The sequence below is a fragment of the Escherichia sp. WS3063 genome, from assembly GCF_046486595.1.
Classification (GTDB): domain Bacteria; phylum Pseudomonadota; class Gammaproteobacteria; order Enterobacterales; family Enterobacteriaceae; genus Escherichia; species Escherichia coli.
In genome coordinates this window covers 121,262-138,227 of record NZ_JBJQKY010000005.1, presented here as the reverse complement: position 1 = coordinate 138,227, position 16,966 = coordinate 121,262, and the positions used below count along the sequence as shown (strand labels likewise).

General features: G+C 53.9%; 15 protein-coding genes. 7 read left to right on the top strand and 8 right to left on the bottom strand.

What is annotated here, in order from left to right; genetic code table 11:
* Positions 1-26 precede the first annotated feature (26 nt).
* Entirely contained in the window at positions 27-200 is a 174-nt protein-coding gene (locus ACJHYW_RS06890) for a general stress protein (RefSeq protein WP_001273658.1), read from the top strand.
* An 82-nt stretch (positions 201-282) separates the two neighbouring features.
* Here the strand turns inward: ACJHYW_RS06890 and rutG are convergent, their stop codons facing one another.
* From rutG to rutA, 7 genes are read right to left on the bottom strand one after another with little or no spacing between them, the layout of a single operon-like run.
* Complete coding sequence (gene rutG, locus ACJHYW_RS06885) at positions 283-1,611, bottom strand: pyrimidine utilization transport protein G (RefSeq protein WP_001240620.1); 1,329 nt, start codon at positions 1,609-1,611, stop codon at positions 283-285.
* A gap of 20 nt (positions 1,612-1,631) precedes the next feature.
* Positions 1,632-2,126, bottom strand: a complete 495-nt coding sequence (rutF, locus tag ACJHYW_RS06880) for an NADH-dependent FMN reductase RutF (protein ID WP_001028079.1) — start codon at positions 2,124-2,126, stop codon at positions 1,632-1,634.
* Positions 2,127-2,136: 10 nt separating this feature from the next.
* Positions 2,137-2,727, bottom strand: a complete 591-nt coding sequence (locus tag ACJHYW_RS06875; RefSeq protein ID WP_001001170.1) for a malonic semialdehyde reductase — start codon at positions 2,725-2,727, stop codon at positions 2,137-2,139.
* A 9-nt stretch (positions 2,728-2,736) separates the two neighbouring features.
* Positions 2,737-3,537 carry a pyrimidine utilization protein D gene (gene rutD, locus ACJHYW_RS06870; protein ID WP_001361402.1) on the bottom strand — a complete coding sequence of 267 codons (801 nt, stop codon included), beginning with the start codon at positions 3,535-3,537 and terminating at the stop codon, positions 2,737-2,739.
* 7 nt (positions 3,538-3,544) lie between these two features.
* Positions 3,545-3,931, bottom strand: coding sequence for a 3-aminoacrylate deaminase (gene rutC / locus ACJHYW_RS06865; RefSeq protein WP_001126780.1), 387 nt, complete (start codon positions 3,929-3,931; stop codon positions 3,545-3,547).
* Between the two features lie 11 nt (positions 3,932-3,942).
* Positions 3,943-4,635: a peroxyureidoacrylate/ureidoacrylate amidohydrolase RutB gene (gene rutB / locus ACJHYW_RS06860; RefSeq protein WP_001307100.1), complete on the bottom strand. Its 693-nt coding sequence runs from the start codon at positions 4,633-4,635 to the stop codon at positions 3,943-3,945.
* The gene (gene rutA / locus ACJHYW_RS06855; protein WP_001297176.1) at positions 4,635-5,726 is read right to left on the bottom strand and encodes a pyrimidine utilization protein A; all 1,092 of its coding nucleotides are present in this window, start codon (positions 5,724-5,726) and stop codon (positions 4,635-4,637) included. The genes rutB and rutA overlap by 1 nt, the downstream gene beginning before the upstream one ends.
* Before the next feature lie 287 nt (positions 5,727-6,013).
* Here rutA and rutR point away from each other — a divergent pair, with 287 nt between their 5' ends.
* Positions 6,014-6,652 (top strand): HTH-type transcriptional regulator RutR, encoded by a 639-nt coding sequence (gene rutR, locus ACJHYW_RS06850; RefSeq protein WP_000191701.1) that lies wholly within the window; start codon positions 6,014-6,016, stop codon positions 6,650-6,652.
* 39 nt (positions 6,653-6,691) lie between these two features.
* Here the strand turns inward: rutR and putA are convergent, their stop codons facing one another.
* Positions 6,692-10,654: a trifunctional transcriptional regulator/proline dehydrogenase/L-glutamate gamma-semialdehyde dehydrogenase gene (gene putA, locus ACJHYW_RS06845; RefSeq protein ID WP_001361399.1), complete on the bottom strand. Its 3,963-nt coding sequence runs from the start codon at positions 10,652-10,654 to the stop codon at positions 6,692-6,694.
* Between the two features lie 54 nt (positions 10,655-10,708).
* On the opposite strand from putA, the gene ACJHYW_RS06840 reads away from it, so the two are divergent.
* The 5 genes from ACJHYW_RS06840 to efeB all read left to right on the top strand — a co-directional run bounded on the left by ACJHYW_RS06840 (position 10,709) and on the right by efeB (position 16,543).
* On the top strand, positions 10,709-10,918 hold the full coding sequence (locus ACJHYW_RS06840) for a hypothetical protein (protein ID WP_000979516.1): 210 nt from the start codon (positions 10,709-10,711) through the stop codon (positions 10,916-10,918).
* Between the two features lie 158 nt (positions 10,919-11,076).
* Positions 11,077-12,585, top strand: a complete 1,509-nt coding sequence (gene putP / locus ACJHYW_RS06835; RefSeq protein WP_001018486.1) for a sodium/proline symporter PutP — start codon at positions 11,077-11,079, stop codon at positions 12,583-12,585.
* Between the two features lie 665 nt (positions 12,586-13,250).
* Positions 13,251-14,081 (top strand): iron uptake transporter permease EfeU, encoded by an 831-nt coding sequence (gene efeU, locus ACJHYW_RS06830; protein WP_000497942.1) that lies wholly within the window; start codon positions 13,251-13,253, stop codon positions 14,079-14,081.
* Positions 14,082-14,138: 57 nt separating this feature from the next.
* The gene (efeO, locus tag ACJHYW_RS06825; RefSeq protein ID WP_061092642.1) at positions 14,139-15,266 is read left to right on the top strand and encodes an iron uptake system protein EfeO; all 1,128 of its coding nucleotides are present in this window, start codon (positions 14,139-14,141) and stop codon (positions 15,264-15,266) included.
* Positions 15,267-15,271: 5 nt separating this feature from the next.
* Positions 15,272-16,543 (top strand): iron uptake transporter deferrochelatase/peroxidase subunit, encoded by a 1,272-nt coding sequence (gene efeB, locus ACJHYW_RS06820; protein WP_032171098.1) that lies wholly within the window; start codon positions 15,272-15,274, stop codon positions 16,541-16,543.
* Positions 16,544-16,966 lie beyond the last annotated feature (423 nt).

The window sequence follows — 16,966 nt, the reverse complement described above, 5'->3', positions numbered from 1 at the left end:
TGTCTATACCCAGACGGAGGTCAGTAATGGCAAACCATCGAGGCGGTTCCGGCAATTTTGCAGAAGACCGCGAAAGAGCATCAGAAGCAGGTAAAAAAGGTGGACAGCACAGCGGGGGTAATTTCAAGAATGACCCGCAGCGCGCATCTGAAGCAGGTAAAAAAGGTGGCAAGAGCAGTCACGGCAAAAGCGACAACTAGCCGGGCTAATCAATGACGAATGCATTTTTTTCTTAAGCTCGTCAAAAAGCCATCACCGCCGGTAACCCCGGCGGTTTTCTGTTTATGGCTCCTGATGAATAACTTCTGGCGGTGGAACGTCAACCAACCTTCTGCTTAATAACGCATTGAGTAAAATCGCGCCAAAGGTTGCTGTACCGATCCCTCCCAACGTAAAACCGCCCAGCGTGAGAGCAAAATCACCCGCGCCCAGCACTAAGGTTACTGCGACCATAATCAAATTACCGTTCTGGCTTAAATCGATACGGTTTTGTACCCAGATCCTTGCGCCTGCGACGGCAATCAGCCCGAACACAACAATTGATGCACCACCAATCACCGCGGCCGGAATGGTATGGATCAGCGCGCCAAATTTCGGCGAAAAGCCCAACAGCATGGCGATGACGGCAGCAGCAACAAACACCAGCGTCGAGTAGACTTTGGTCACGGCCATCACACCGATATTTTCAGCATAGGTGGTGACGCCGCTACCGCCGACAGAGCCGGAAAGCATCGTCGCCAGCCCATCACCGACGAATGCCCGTCCCATATACGGATCCATATTGCGTCCGGTCATCCCGGCGACCGCCTTGAGATGACCTAAGTTTTCCGCCACCAGAATCACCGCCACGGGCGCAATCAACATCATCGCCTGGCCATTAAAACCAGGAGTGGAAAAATGTGGCAGACCGAACCAGGCAGCATGGCTGACGAGAGTAAAATCGACGGCTTTTCCCAGCCCTAAAACGTTGGTCATCACGCCATACAGCAGACAGGCGACAATTAATCCTACGAGAATCAATAACCGCTGGATCATGCCACGGGTAAACACCGCTACCAGCCCAATACACAGCACCGTCATTACCGCCATCCAGCTATCAAAGGCCGAAGCCGATACACTTTTCACTGCGATAGGCGCTAAGTTCAGGCCAATCGCCATCACCACCGCACCCGTCACCACCGGCGGCATTAGCCGTTCAATCCAGCGCGTACCGATTTTCATCACCACCAGGCCAATGACGGTATAAACCAGCCCACAGGCGATAATCCCGCCCAGCGCAATGCTGATATTCGGGTTAATGCCCTGACCGTTAAAGCCCGTCGCGGCAATCACCACGCCGACAAAAGCCGCGCTGGAGCCGAGATAACTGGGGACGCGCCCGCCGGTAATAAAGAAAAACAGTAACGTGCCGATCCCCGACATCAAAATGGAAAGATTGGGATCCAGCCCCATCAGAATAGGCATTAACACCGTCGCGCCAAACATCGCCACCGCGTGTTGAACGCCCATTACTGCTGTCTGAGCAAACGGCAATCGTTCATCCGGCGCGACCACGCCGCTCTCTGTAGAGGTCGATTTTAACTGCCAGTGAGGAAAACCGAACATTGCCATCAGCTGTCTCCTTAAGGAGGTTAACAAGCAGGGCGCATCAGCGCGTGATAACTGCGATCAAACCACACCAGCCCGTAGGGGGTGGCGTGACGATGAATCGCTTCGATGGCGCAAAACAGAATGTCGTGGGTGCCGACGCTCACCACCTGGCTGATACGGCAGTCAAACGAAACCAGTGCTTCTTCCAGTTGCGGGCATCCGGTCACACCCGTCTGCCAGCGGGCGGCGGCAAAGCGGTGTTCCATGGGCGTTTTGCCGCCAAAAAGGTTTGAAAGCGGCTCCTGCCCGGCGCTAAGTGTATTTACACACAGCGTTCGATTTTCATTGAATACCGGCCAGACGGACGCCCCACGATTCAGGCACACCAGTAATGTGGGCGGCGTATCGGTCACGCTGCAGACGGCGCTGGCGGTGAACCCGGCGCGCCCGGCTGGACCGTCCGTAGTGATGATATTGACCGCCGCGCCTATACAGGACATCGCATCGCGAAAGGTTTGTTGATCGACAATGTTCATTGTTTGCTCCTTACAACAGCCCGCAGGCTTCCTCAAAGGACAGACGTGGCAGGCGCGCATAAAGCTTGCTGCTATCGCCATAGCCGATATTAATCAGCAGGTTGCTCTTCAGCGTGCTGCCTGCAAAAAAAGCGTCGTCTAAGTGTTGACGGTCAAAACCCGACATCGGGCCGGTATCCAGCCCCAGCGCACGGCAGGCGACGATCAGATAGGCCGCCTGCATGGAACTGTTGCGAAACGCTGTTTCTTCGGCAAGTTGTGGGCTGGAGGTAAACCAACTGCGGGCATCGCCGTGAGGAAACAGCTGTGGTAACCGTTCATAAAATTCACTGTCCCAGGCGACGATAGCGGTGACGGGCGCGGTCAGGGTTTTTTGCAGATTGCCGCTGGAAAGCGCCGGGCGCAGACGTTCTTTTCCTTCTGCAGTGCGGATAAACACGATCCGTGCCGGAGAACAGTTAGCTGATGTCGGCCCCCATTTCATCAGGGCATAAATCTCCCGTAACGTCTCATCACTGACGGGTGTCTCCCGCCAGCCGTTGTGAGTGCGGGCATCGGTGAACAGGGTGCTAAGCGCACCTGGGCTAACGGCTTCGTTCATAGCAATTCCTTACAGGGCGGCTTCACGGTGATGTAACAGGCTGGCAAGCCCGTTGAGTAACAGAGCATTAAACGTTTCGGGATCGGTCACGTTGCAGGCGTGTCCGCCATAGCGCATCACCATTTTCTGGCTATCGGGCAGGGCGGCATGAAGTTCACTGGAACATGCTGTTGGCACCAGCAGATCATCACTGGCGCAGATGATTTGCACCGGGCAGCGGATGCGATCCGCATGGTGACTAAAGTCAGCGCGTTTGAGGGCGTTAAGTCGACGCAGTAAATTATTTTTGCCCTGAAAATGCGCCAGTGCCAGCGCGTCTTCTGCCTCAAGGCGAGGTGCGCGGGCCGCCATCCAGTCGGCGGGATAGAGGAACAACGGCTGCGCTTCCACCCATGCCTGCGCGCCGCCGCTATACAGTAATCGTTCGCGAACCTGAAAACAGCGGCGCGTATGGGCGTTTATTCGTAGCCAGCCGTTAACGCTGATCAGCACAGTTACCGACGCGGGATAATCCAGCGCCAGCTGCATTCCCACCAGCGCACCGAGCGCATGGCCGACCACTGCGTAATGCTCAATCCCTGCGGCTACCAGCGCCTGATGCAGTTCCGCTGCCATCTGGGCGATACTGTAATCTTCTGCCAGCGTGTCGGGATTATTGCCGGTGCCGCGCTGGTCGTAACAGACTACCTGATACTCCTGCTCCAGCACCGCCAGTTGCGGTAACCAGTAACTGCCGCTACCCCCAAGACCCGAAATCAACACCACTACGGGCGCATCAGCATAAGGGGGAGGTGAGAGTGAAAGTTTCATCGCGGCCTCACTTGGCGATATGCGCAATTGTGGCGATTTCCACCAGCGCGTCAGGTTTTACCAGTCCGCACTGAATGCAGAATCGCGCCGGTTTATCACCCGGAAAAAACTCGGCGTAGATTTCGTTAATCGCGGCGTAATTTTTCCAGTCGGTAATAAAGATGCTGTTGAAGGTCACATCCGCCATCGTGCCACCCGCCGTCTCGATCACCTTGCGGATGGTTTCCAGAACGTGGCGGGTTTGCGCCTTTGGGTCATCTGCAAACAGCACGTTATTATGTTGATCAAAAGCCAGCGTACCGGAGACATACACCACGCCATCAGCCAGCGTGCCGGGAACGAAGGGAGCCAGCGGTGCGCTGCTGCCAGCGGGAATAATTACGGATTTTGGCATCGTTAAACTCCTTAAGCGATATGAGCAAAGGACGTGGGAGAAAGCGCGTCGCAGAATGTTTCGACGTCGCTGACCCAGCCAAAAAAGGTTTCGATATTGAACAACGCGGCTTTCTGTGCAAATTCCGGCCCCGCCTGGTGTGTTGCGTCTTCCAGCACCACGCCGAAATACTCCAGAAAAAAGCCATCGCGTAGCGTCGATTCGACGCAGACGTTGGTAGCGATACCGGTGAAAACCAGATGGCGTATTCCACGGCTGCGCAAAATGCTGTCCAGCGGTGTATTGAAGAAACCGCTGTAGCGCGGCTTCGGCAGCACAATATCGCCAGGCTGCGGCACCAGTTCATCCACCAGTTGATAATCCCAGGAGCCTTTCGCCAGCAATTTCCCCTGCAGCTGCGGCTGCTTACGCATGGTTTTCAGGGCGTTCGATTTATGAAAATTCGGTGAGCCGGGGCCGCCAGCTTCGACATACTGTTCATCCCAGCCATTTTGAAACCAGATGATCAGCATCCCTGCCGCTCGCGCTGCGGTCACGGCGGTTTGAATGTTGGCAATGACCGGGCGAGTGGTTGAGACATCAAACCCGGCGAGATCTAAGTAGCCGCCTGGCGTGGCATAAGCGTTTTGCATATCCACCACGATCAGCGCACTTTGCTGCGGATCGAAGGTAATGGCTTCCGGTCGAGCGGTTAAGGTTGTCATCATGCCACCTCCTGAGTCAGCGCAGGGAGATGGGCGCGGCACTGCATCAGTGGTTGAATGCGCTCGCCGAAGGTTTCGATTCCCGACAGAAAATCATCGAAGGTCAACAGCACGCCTTCGGCACCAGGCACGCTTGCGACTTCATCTAACATGCGCGCGACACTGGCGTAAGAACCGACTAACGTCCCCATATTGATGTTTACCGCCGAAGTGGGATCGGCCATCTGACGGACGTTGGTATCAGTACCGGAGCGGGTATCTTTCTGACTTTGTTCGGTTAGCCAGCTTAACGCCTCTTCATCCGCGCCCGCTTTGTAGTGTTCCCATTTGGCGCGAGCGGCATCGTCGGTTTCATCGGCAATCACCATAAACAACACATAAGAACCAACGTCGCGCCCGGTTTGCTCTGCGGCCTGTTTCATCCGCGCAGCGGTCGGGGCGAAAGCCGTGGGTGTATTTACGCCTTTGCCGAAACAGAAGTTGAAATCGGCATACTGAGCGGAGAACGCCATGCCAGCGTCGCTTTGCCCGGCGCAGATCACTTTCATGGGGACACTCGGTTGCGGACTGACGCGACAATCATTCATGGTGAAAAAATCGCCTTTAAAATCGCTTTTCCCCGTGCCCCACAGGTCGCGCAGCACCTGAACATATTCGGTGAGATAGTCGTAACGACGGGAGAAATAGTCATCGCCAGGCCAGATACCCATCTGCTCATACTCGGGCTTTTGCCAGCCAGTCACGAGGTTGACGCCAAAACGCCCGCCAGAGATGGAGTCGATGGTTGCGGCCATACGGGCGACGATTGCCGGAGGTAACGTTAAGGTGGCAGCAGTGGCGTAAATCTGAATGCGCGAGGTCACGGCCGCCAGCCCCGCCATCAAGGTGAACGACTCAAGGTTGTGATCCCAGAACTCAGTTTTGCCGCCAAAGCCACGCAGTTTGATCATCGACAGGGCGAAATCGAAATGGTAGTGCTCCGCTTTTTGCACAATGGCTTTATTCAGTTCAAAGGTCGGCATGTACTGCGGCGCGTGGGTCGAAATGAGCCAGCCGTTGTTGCCAATAGGTACGAATACGCCAATTTTCATCATCAACCTCTCTTCGTCTCGTAAAGTGAAAGTCAGACGGGGCGCTGCATCCTGCATATCCTTTTCAGCCGCGTATTGGCTTGTTTGCAAAGCGGATGCCAGTTTTTAAAAAGTTAATGTTGTTAATATGTTAACAATGCGTTATCTAAAATATCTGGTAAAAAGTGGACTAAACGGTCAAAACAGTTGCACATAAAACATGCATCTGTGCGCGATGAGAGTGCAGAAGGTCGAGGCCGGGCGGGGGTTTTGCTATCCTGTTGCCAATCTACAAGAGGGGAGAGCGCATGACGCAAGGCGCAGTGAAAACAACGGGTAAACGTTCGCGCGCAGTAAGCGCGAAGAAAAAAGCGATTCTTAGCGCAGCACTGGACACTTTTTCACAATTCGGTTTTCACGGCACAAGGCTGGAGCAGATCGCAGAGTTGGCGGGTGTTTCAAAAACCAATCTGCTGTATTACTTTCCGTCAAAAGAGGCGCTGTATATTGCCGTGCTGCGGCAGATTCTCGATATCTGGCTGGCACCGTTAAAAGCGTTTCGAGAAGATTTCGCCCCGCTGGCGGCGATCAAAGAGTACATCCGTCTGAAGCTGGAAGTCTCCCGCGATTATCCGCAGGCTTCGCGCCTGTTCTGTATGGAGATGCTGGCAGGCGCGCCGCTGTTAATGGATGAACTGACGGGCGATTTGAAGGCATTAATTGATGAGAAATCGGCGCTGATTGCCGGTTGGGTCAAAAGCGGCAAACTCGCGCCGATTGATCCGCAGCATTTGATTTTTATGATTTGGGCTTCCACTCAACATTACGCCGATTTTGCCCCTCAGGTGGAGGCGGTGACAGGCGCGACGTTGCGCGATGAGGTATTTTTCAATCAAACGGTTGAAAACGTGCAGCGGATTATTATTGAGGGGATTCGACCACGTTAAAGATGCCGGAGGAGGTTGTAACATCCTCCGGCTACCTGTTTAACCGATCGTCATTAAACTGGCGTTACCGCCAGCGGCAGCGGTATTCACACTCAGCGAACGTTCGATATACAGCCGTTCCAGAAGGATATTGCTTTCGCCACGGGCAAAACCCTGCACCGAAACAATTGCGCCATCCCGCGCAGCAACGGCTTCACACAATGCGCGAAGCTGATCCGAATCACCGTGGAAGATCACCGCATCAAAGGGTTGAGCGGTTATATTTTCCGCTTTCGCCAGTTGAATACGTTCGCTGACTGCCGATGGCAATGCCTTTACTAGCTGACGATGCAGCGCGTCATCCGGCCACAGTACCTGGCTGCCCACCGCCAGCACGGCGGCGAGCTGAGTCAGCGCATCCTGCTCATCATCGGCAATACACAACACGCGCTCACGCGGCAGCAGCGTCCAGGTGTTGCGTTCACCCGTCGGCCCCGGCAGCAATCGTTGTGTTCCTGCCTGCGCCAGCTCGCCATATTGCGTACATAACGCCTGCAATTCTGGACGATTTGCTGCCCATTCCCGCAGTGCATTTAGCGGCTGAGTCAATGCGGCTTTCAACTGTGCATCGACCGGATACTCTGCATCCTGACGCGCGAGCGTCACTGCCAGCGCACTTTCCGGGCGATTCGCCAGCAGACGGTAGAGATAGAGCGGACCGCCTGCTTTCGGCCCGGTGCCAGACAACCCTTCGCCGCCGAACGGCTGCACCCCAACCACTGCGCCCACCATATTACGGTTAACATACAGGTTACCAACATGCGCCGAGCCAGTGACCTGGGCAATGGTTTCATCAATACGCGTATGGACGCCAAGCGTCAGACCATAACCGGAAGCGTTAATCTGCTCGATCAGCGCCGGCAGCTGGTTACGGTTGTAACGCACCACATGCAGCACCGGACCAAAGACCTCTTTTTGTAATTCGGCAAAGTCATCCAGTTCGATCAGCGTCGGAGCGACAAAGGTGCCGCTTTGCCATTCACGGGCATCTTCACTGTTTTCCCGCACTGCCTGGAACACCGGGCGGCCTTTGCTACGCATAGTCTGAATATGGCGCTCAATATTGGTCTTCGCTTCGCCATCAATCACCGGACCGATATCGGTGGTCAGGCGACCCGGATTACCCATCCGGCATTCGGCCATTGCGCCGCGCAGCATTTTTAACGTGTGGTCGGCAATTTCATCTTGCAGGCACAGCACGCGCAGTGCCGAACAACGCTGACCTGCACTGTCGAACGCCGAGGCCAGCACATCTATTACGACTTGTTCGGTCAGTGCTGAAGAATCGACAATCATCGCGTTCATGCCGCCGGTTTCCGCAATGAGCGGAATTGGGCGACCCTGAGCGTCCAGGCGGCTGGCGATATTGCGTTGCAGTAACGTAGCGACTTCGGTTGAACCGGTAAACATCACCCCGCGCACGCGTTCATCACCCGTCAGTTGCGCGCCCACGGTTTCACCCCGACCTGGCAGCAATTGCACCACGCCTGGCGGTACACCCGCTTCCAGCAAAATGGCGATCCCTTGCGCGGCAATCAGCGGCGTTTGTTCTGCCGGTTTTGCCAGCACGCTGTTACCTGCCGCCAGTGCGGCAGCGATCTGCCCGGTGAAAATAGCCAGCGGGAAGTTCCACGGACTGATACATACCACAGGCCCTAATGGACGGTGGGTTTCGTTAGCGAAATCATCCCGCACCTGTCCGGCATAGTAGTGGAGAAAATCGACCGCTTCGCGCACTTCGGCAATGGCGTTACTGAAGGTTTTTCCGGCTTCACGCACCAGAATACCAATCAGTTGCTGCATCTGGCTTTCCATTAGCACGGCAGCGCGATGCAAAATTGCCGCGCGTTCAGCCGGAGGAGTGGCAAACCAGATTGGCGCGTTATTAACCGCACTTTCCAGCGCCAGTTCTACTTCACGCGGCGTGGCTTCACGCACATAGCCCACAATATCTTTCGGTTCCGCAGGGTTAATAACGGGCGACATCTCACCAGCCGCTACCGGTTGTTCCAGCATTGGCAAGGCCTGCCATTTTTGCAGTGCACTATTGAGCAGGGCAGAAGAGAGCGATGCCAGACGGTGTTCGTTAGCGAGATCCAGCCCTGCCGAGTTGTCGCGCCCGTGACCGTAAAGATCGCGCGGCAGGGGAATTTTCGGATGCGGTAATCCAGTTTGCCCTTCCTGTTGCGCCAGTTTTTCTACAGCAGTGACTGGATCGGCGACCAGTTCATCCAGTGGCAAAGAGGTGTCGGCAATACGGTTAACAAACGAGGTGTTAGCACCGTTTTCCAGCAGGCGGCGCACCAGATACGCCAGCAGCGTTTCATGTGTACCGACCGGAGCATAAATACGACACGGACGGTTAAGTTTGCCGTCGGCAACTTTCCCGGTGACCTGCTCATACAGTGGTTCGCCCATACCATGCAGGCACTGGAACTCGTACTGACCCGGGTAGTAGTTTTGACCCGCCAGTTGATAAATTGCCGCCAGCGTATGGGCGTTGTGCGTCGCGAACTGCGGGTAGATTAAATTCGGCACCGCCAGCAGTTTTTTCGCACAGGCAAGATAAGAAACGTCGGTATACACCTTGCGGGTATAAACCGGATAACCTTCAAGGCCGTCCATCTGTGCACGCTTGATTTCACTATCCCAGTACGCGCCTTTCACCAGGCGAATCATCAGACGGCGACGGCTGCGGGTGGCGAGATCAATCAGGTAATCGATCACCAACGGGCAGCGTTTTTGATAAGCCTGAATAACAAAACCGATGCCGTTCCAGCCTGCCAGTTCCGGCTCGAAACAGAGTTTTTCCAGCAGATCGAGGGAGATCTCCAGACGATCGGCCTCTTCGGCATCGATGTTAATACCAATATCGTACTGACGCGCCAGCAGGGTGAGTGATTTCAGACGTGGGTAAAGCTCTTCCATTACCCGGTCATACTGGGCGCGGCTGTAACGCGGATGCAGCGCCGACAGCTTGATTGAAATGCCCGGACCTTCATAGATGCCACGACCATTGGACGCTTTACCAATGGCGTGAATCGCCTGCTGATAGGAAACCATATACGCTTGTGCATCTGCGGCAGTCAGCGCGGCTTCGCCCAGCATATCGTAAGAGTAACGGAAACCTTTCTCTTCCAGCTTGCGGGCATTGGCTAACGCTTCCGCGATGGTTTCGCCAGTGACGAACTGCTCTCCCATCAGGCGCATCGCCATATCCACACCTTTGCGGATCAGCGGTTCACCGCTCTTACCGATAATGCGGTTCAGCGAGCGGGAGAGGCTGGCTTCGTTATGGGTGGAAACCAGTTTGCCGGTAAACAGCAGCCCCCAGGTGGCGGCATTAACAAACAAAGACGGGCTACGACCAATGTGTGACTGCCAGTTACCGTTGCTGATTTTGTCGCGAATTAACGCGTCCCGGGTGGCTTTGTCGGGAATACGTAACAACGCTTCTGCCAGACACATCAGCGCCACGCCTTCCTGCGATGACAGCGAAAACTCCTGCAATAACCCCTGGACCATACCTGCGCGACCACTGGCATTTTTTTGATTACGCAGTTTATCGGCCAGTTGATACGCCAGTTTATGCGCCTGTTCAGCAACTGGTTGCGGCAGGCGGGCTTGTTCCAGCAGCATCGAAACCGCTTCGGTTTCCGGGCGGCGATAGGCCGCGGTGATCGCGGCGCGGGAAACCGACTGGGGCAAAATTTGCTCGGCAAAGTCGAGGAATGGCTGGTGTGGTTCCTCTGCCGGAGTCGGTGCTTCATCGCTCTCATTGGCAGCGCCAGAAAGCAGCGCAGGTAGCTCCGGCAGAGTATCGCTGTTTTCCAGTTGTTCAAGATAAGAAAAAATCGCCTGCTTAATTAACCAGTGTGGCGTGCGATCGATACGTGTCGCGGCAGACTTAATACGCTCACGCGTCGCGTCGTCCAGCTTAACCCCCATGGTGGTGGTTCCCATGCCATTACTCCTGTTGTTCTGAAAGGTGCAACTTAACGTTATCGTGAAATATCCATGATGTTGCAACTTTGTGCAACCATGTTAAATGTGACCTGCGTAGCAAGCTTAAAAATGAATGAAATGTTAATAAAAGAAATCGATATGACAGGGATTAAAAAAATAACTCAGACTTTTTCTCTGCGGCAGTTAACATTTTTGAAAGGTGCAACCGCAAAAAATGTGAGAGAGTGCAACCTGATGAAAAATAGTGTCGCTGAGCACTAAAATTTAATGTAAATGGTGTGTTAAATCGATTGTGAATAACCAGCGCTTCCGGCAGGATACGGTCGCCCTGGTAAAACATAAACTCTGTTACCCCGTTCCGGTGGCAGATATAACGGCAAGTTTCGACATTGCCGATAATAATTTTTTGGAGACTTTAGATGGCTATTAGCACACCGATGTTGGTGACATTTTGTGTCTATATCTTTGGCATGATATTGATTGGGTTTATCGCCTGGCGATCAACGAAAAACTTCGACGACTATATTCTGGGCGGTCGTAGTCTTGGGCCATTCGTGACGGCATTATCGGCGGGGGCGTCGGATATGAGCGGCTGGCTGTTAATGGGGTTGCCAGGCGCTGTTTTTCTTTCCGGGATTTCCGAAAGCTGGATCGCCATTGGCCTGACATTAGGCGCGTGGATCAACTGGAAGCTGGTGGCCGGGCGGTTGCGTGTGCATACCGAATACAACAATAACGCCTTAACATTGCCGGATTATTTCACCGGGCGCTTTGAAGATAAAAGCCGCATTTTGCGCATTATCTCCGCGCTGGTTATTTTGCTGTTCTTCACCATTTATTGCGCTTCGGGCATTGTGGCAGGCGCGCGTCTGTTTGAAAGTACCTTTGGCATGAGCTACGAAACGGCTCTGTGGGCGGGGGCTGCGGCGACGATCCTTTACACCTTTATTGGCGGTTTCCTCGCGGTGAGCTGGACTGACACTGTACAGGCCAGCCTGATGATTTTTGCCCTGATACTGACGCCGGTTATCGTAATCATTAGCGTTGGTGGGTTTGGCGACTCGCTGGAAGTGATCAAACAAAAGAGCATCGAAAACGTGGATATGCTCAAAGGGCTGAACTTTGTTGCCATTATCTCGCTGATGGGCTGGGGGCTGGGTTACTTCGGGCAACCGCACATCCTGGCGCGTTTTATGGCGGCGGATTCTCACCACAGCATTGTCCATGCGCGTCGTATCAGTATGACCTGGATGATCCTCTGCCTGGCAGGGGCGGTGGCTGTTGGCTTCTTTGGTATTGCTTACTTTAATGAGCACCCGGCGGTAGCAGGTGCGGTAAATCAGAACGCTGAACGCGTGTTTATCGAACTGGCGCAAATTCTGTTTAACCCGTGGATTGCCGGGATTCTGCTGTCGGCGATTCTGGCGGCGGTAATGTCAACCTTAAGCTGCCAGCTGCTGGTATGTTCCAGTGCGATTACCGAAGATTTATACAAAGCGTTTCTGCGTAAACATGCCAGCCAGAAAGAGCTGGTGTGGGTAGGGCGTGTGATGGTGCTGGTGGTGGCGCTGGTGGCGATTGCGCTGGCGGCAAACCCGGAAAACCGCGTGCTGGGCTTAGTGAGCTACGCGTGGGCAGGCTTTGGCGCGGCGTTTGGTCCGGTGGTGCTGTTCTCGGTGATGTGGTCACGCATGACGCGCAACGGTGCGCTGGCGGGGATGATCATCGGTGCGCTGACGGTTATCGTCTGGAAACAGTTCGGCTGGCTGGGTCTGTACGAAATTATTCCGGGCTTTATCTTTGGTAGTATCGGGATTGTAGTGTTTAGTTTGCTGGGTAAAGCGCCGTCAGCGGCGATGCAAAAACGCTTTGCCGAGGCCGATGCGCACTATCATTCGGCTCCGCCGTCACGGTTGCAGGAAAGCTAAGGGACTTAGCCTGCGGCGGTTTTGTTTGGCTTCAGCAGCGGGTTGCGCTCCCTTAATGTGCCTCGCCATATAAATTGAATGGTGCAGGGAGCGCGCAGGGGGCGGCCAATCGCCGCCGCCCCCTGCACCCCCGGGCTCTGGCGAACAAAATCGCCGCTGCGCGGTACCTTCAGCTTATCCCCTTCGGCTACCGGGTCGGGCGCGAGGTAACGTCCTGTAAGACGCGCCCTCAGCCCACATCCATGTGGGCTGCCCCGGCCTTCGGGGAACGCTTCAGCGATTTTGACGCCACCAACACCCGAGCTGTTATTATGTTCCGGGCAAAAAGTTAGATTTGATAATCGCGGATGGACGAAATTGCTTGATACACCCGCTTATCAGTTTTACATGGAAGCTCTGATGCATTGAGTCTGGACAGTTTTGTCGGCTGGATAAGGCGTTTACGCGGCATCTGGCAAGAACACCTGGCTCGTTGTAAACAATCCCATCTTTGTACCTGGAATAATCGTTTATATCCCCTGGCATTACCTCTCTTTGTTTACAATCCAACATCATTTTATAAACATTTCGCTTGTATTTTTCTTTGTCGTAATGATAATCGCTATCACTGCGATTTACTTTTCTTTGCATAGATTGACTCAGAAAAACGTTTAAGGGTGGGTGGCATGTTTGTTCCGTTTCTCATTATGTTGCGCGAAGGACTTGAAGCCGCGCTGATTGTCAGTTTGATTGCCAGCTATCTTAAGCGTACCCAGCGAGGCCGATGGATTGGTGTGATGTGGATTGGCGTGTTGCTTGCCGCTGCGTTGTGCCTGGGCTTGGGTATCTTCATTAACGAAACCACCGGCGAATTTCCGCAAAAAGAACAGGAACTGTTTGAAGGTATCGTGGCGGTGATCGCCGTGGTGATCCTTACCTGGATGGTTTTCTGGATGCGCAAAGTGTCGCGCAACGTCAAAGTACAACTGGAGCAGGCAGTCGACAGCGCATTGCAGCGTGGAAATCATCATGGCTGGGCGCTGGTGATGATGGTCTTTTTTGCCGTTGCAAGGGAGGGGCTGGAGTCGGTCTTTTTCCTGCTGGCGGCGTTTCAACAAGATGTCGGGATCTGGCCGCCGCTGGGTGCAATGCTCGGTCTTGCTACAGCCGTGGTGCTTGGCTTCCTGCTCTACTGGGGCGGTATTCGCCTCAATCTTGGTGCATTTTTTAAATGGACCAGCCTGTTTATTCTCTTCGTCGCCGCAGGGCTGGCGGCTGGTGCCATTCGCGCATTTCATGAAGCCGGATTGTGGAACCACTTTCAGGAAATCGCCTTCGATATGAGTGCGGTGCTCTCAACTCACTCGCTGTTTGGCACGCTGATGGAAGGGATTTTTGGCTATCAGGAAGCGCCGAGCGTCAGCGAAGTCGCCGTCTGGTTTATTTATCTCATCCCGGCGCTGGTGGCATTTGCTCTGCCACCACGCGCAGGGGCGACAGCGTCTCGCTCCGCGTAACAAATACGACGCAAACTCTTGCTTAGTTACAACATACTTTAAAGGGATAGTCTCGTCATGACCATTAACTTCCGCCGTAACGCATTGCAGTTGAGCGTGGCTGCGCTGTTCTCTTCTGCTTTTATGGCTAACGCCGCTGATATTCCGCAAGTCAAAGTGACCGTAACGGATAAGCAGTGCGAGCCGATGACCATTACGGTTAACGCCGGGAAAACACAGTTCATTATTCAGAACCACAGCCAGAAGGCGCTGGAGTGGGAGATCCTCAAAGGCGTGATGGTGGTGGAAGAGCGGGAAAATATCGCCCCTGGTTTTAGCCAGAAAATGACGGCGAATTTACAGCCTGGCGAATACGATATGACCTGCGGTCTGCTGACTAACCCGAAAGGGAAGTTGATCGTCAAAGGTGAGGCAACGGCAGATGCGGCGCAAAGTGATGCGCTGTTAAGTCTTGGTGGTGCAATTACTGCATATAAAGCCTATGTCATGACGGAAACCACGCAGTTGGTGACCGACACCAAAGCATTTACCGACGCTATTAAAGCAGGCGATATCGAAAAAGCGAAAGCACTGTATGCGCCGACGCGCCAGCACTATGAGCGCATCGAACCGATTGCTGAACTGTTCTCCGATCTGGATGGCAGCATTGACGCCCGTGAAGATGACTACGAGCAAAAAGCTGCCGATCCGAAATTCACCGGTTTCCACCGTCTGGAAAAAGCATTGTTTGGCGATAACACCACTAAAGGGATGGATAAGTATGCCGACCAGCTTTATACCGATGTGGTCGATTTGCAAAAACGCATCAGTGAACTGGCTTTCCCACCTTCAAAAGTGGTCGGCGGTGCAGCCGGACTGATTGAGGAAGTGGCAGCCAGCAAAATCAGCGGTGAAGAAGATCGCTACAGCCACACCGATCTGTGGGATTTCCAGGCTAACGTTGAAGGCTCGCAGAAAATTGTCGATCTGCTGCGTCCACAACTGCAAAAGGCCAACCCGGAACTGCTGGCAAAAGTCGATGCCAATTTCAAAAAGGTCGATACCATTCTGGCGAAATACCGAACCAAAGACGGTTATGAAACTTACGACAAGCTGACCGATGCTGACCGTAATGCGCTGAAAGGGCCGATTACTGCGCTGGCGGAAGATCTGGCGCAACTTCGCGGTGTGCTGGGGCTGGACTAAGCGTTATGCAGTATGAAGATGAAAACGGCGTGAATGAACCGTCACGCCGACGTTTACTGAAAGGGATTGGTGCGCTGGCGCTGGCGGGAAGTTGTCCGGTCGTTCATGCACAAAAAACGCAAAGTGCACCGGGCACGCTTTCACCGGATGCGCGCAGTGAAGCGCAGCCGTTTTATGGCGAACATCAGGCGGGTATTCTGACGCCGCAGCAGGCGGCAATGATGCTGGTGGCGTTTGATGTGCTTGCCAGCGATAAAACCGATCTTGAACGGTTGTTTCGCTTGTTGACTCAGCGTTTTGCTTTTCTGACTCAGGGCGGAGCGGCACCAGAAACGCCAAATCCGCGCCTGCCACCACTCGATTCCGGCATTCTTGGCGGCTACATTGCGCCCGATAATCTCACCATAACGTTATCGGTGGGTCACTCATTGTTTGATGAGCGCTTTGGCCTTGCGCCACAGATGCCAAAAAAGTTGCAGAAGATGACGCGTTTCCCTAACGACTCGCTGGATGCGGCGTTATGTCATGGTGATGTGTTGCTACAAATTTGCGCCAACACCCAGGACACGGTGATCCATGCGCTGCGCGATATCATCAAACACACGCCGGATTTGCTCAGCGTGCGCTGGAAGCGGGAAGGGTTTATTTCCGACCACGCAGCGCGTAGTAAAGGCAAAGAGACGCCGATAAATTTGCTGGGCTTTAAAGACGGCACCGCCAATCCCGATAGCCAGAATGCGAAGTTGATGCAAAAAGTGGTGTGGGTGACGGCAGATCAGCAGGAGCCTGCGTGGACAATCGGTGGCAGCTATCAGGCAGTACGCTTGATTCAGTTTCGGGTGGAATTTTGGGACAGAACGCCGCTGAAAGAGCAGCAGACGATATTTGGTCGTGATAAGCAAACCGGTGCGCCGCTGGGAATGCAGCATGAGCATGATGTTCCCGATTACGCCAGCGATCCGGAAGGGAAGGTGATCGCGCTGGACAGCCATATTCGGCTGGCGAATCCCCGCACGCCAGAGAGTGAGTCAAGTCTGATGCTGCGTCGTGGCTACAGTTATTCACTGGGCGTCACCAACTCCGGGCAACTGGATATGGGGCTACTGTTTGTCTGCTACCAACACGATCTGGAAAAAGGCTTCCTGACAGTACAAAAAAGGCTCAATGGCGAAGCGCTGGAGGAATACGTTAAACCCATCGGCGGCGGTTATTTTTTTGCGCTGCCGGGAGTGAAGGACGCGAATGATTATCTCGGAAGCGCGTTATTGCGGGTTTGAACGACGCAAATATGCCCGATGCGCAGGTTTATCGGGCATGAGTTTTGTGCACAAATTATTAATCACTTGTAGGTCGGGTAAGGCGTTCGCGCAGCATCCGGCAAACACGAGGCACATTTTACCAGCCCAGCGAATCCTGCTGAAAGCACACAGCTTTTTTCATCACTGTCATCACTCTGTCATCTTTCCAGTAGAAACTAATGTCACTGAAATGGTGTTTTATAGTTAAATATAAGTGAATATATTGTTGCAATGAATGCGAGATCTGTTGTACTTATTAAGTAGCAGCGGAAGTTCCCGGCAGTGATAGTCAGTCACTATGGAGATCGCGGATGGTAACGTCCTGTTCTGGACAATGTTTTGTTAAGCAAGGCTCCACCACTCGCGGAGATTTCTCCTCCGGTAGCAACTTCGTCACTCTGT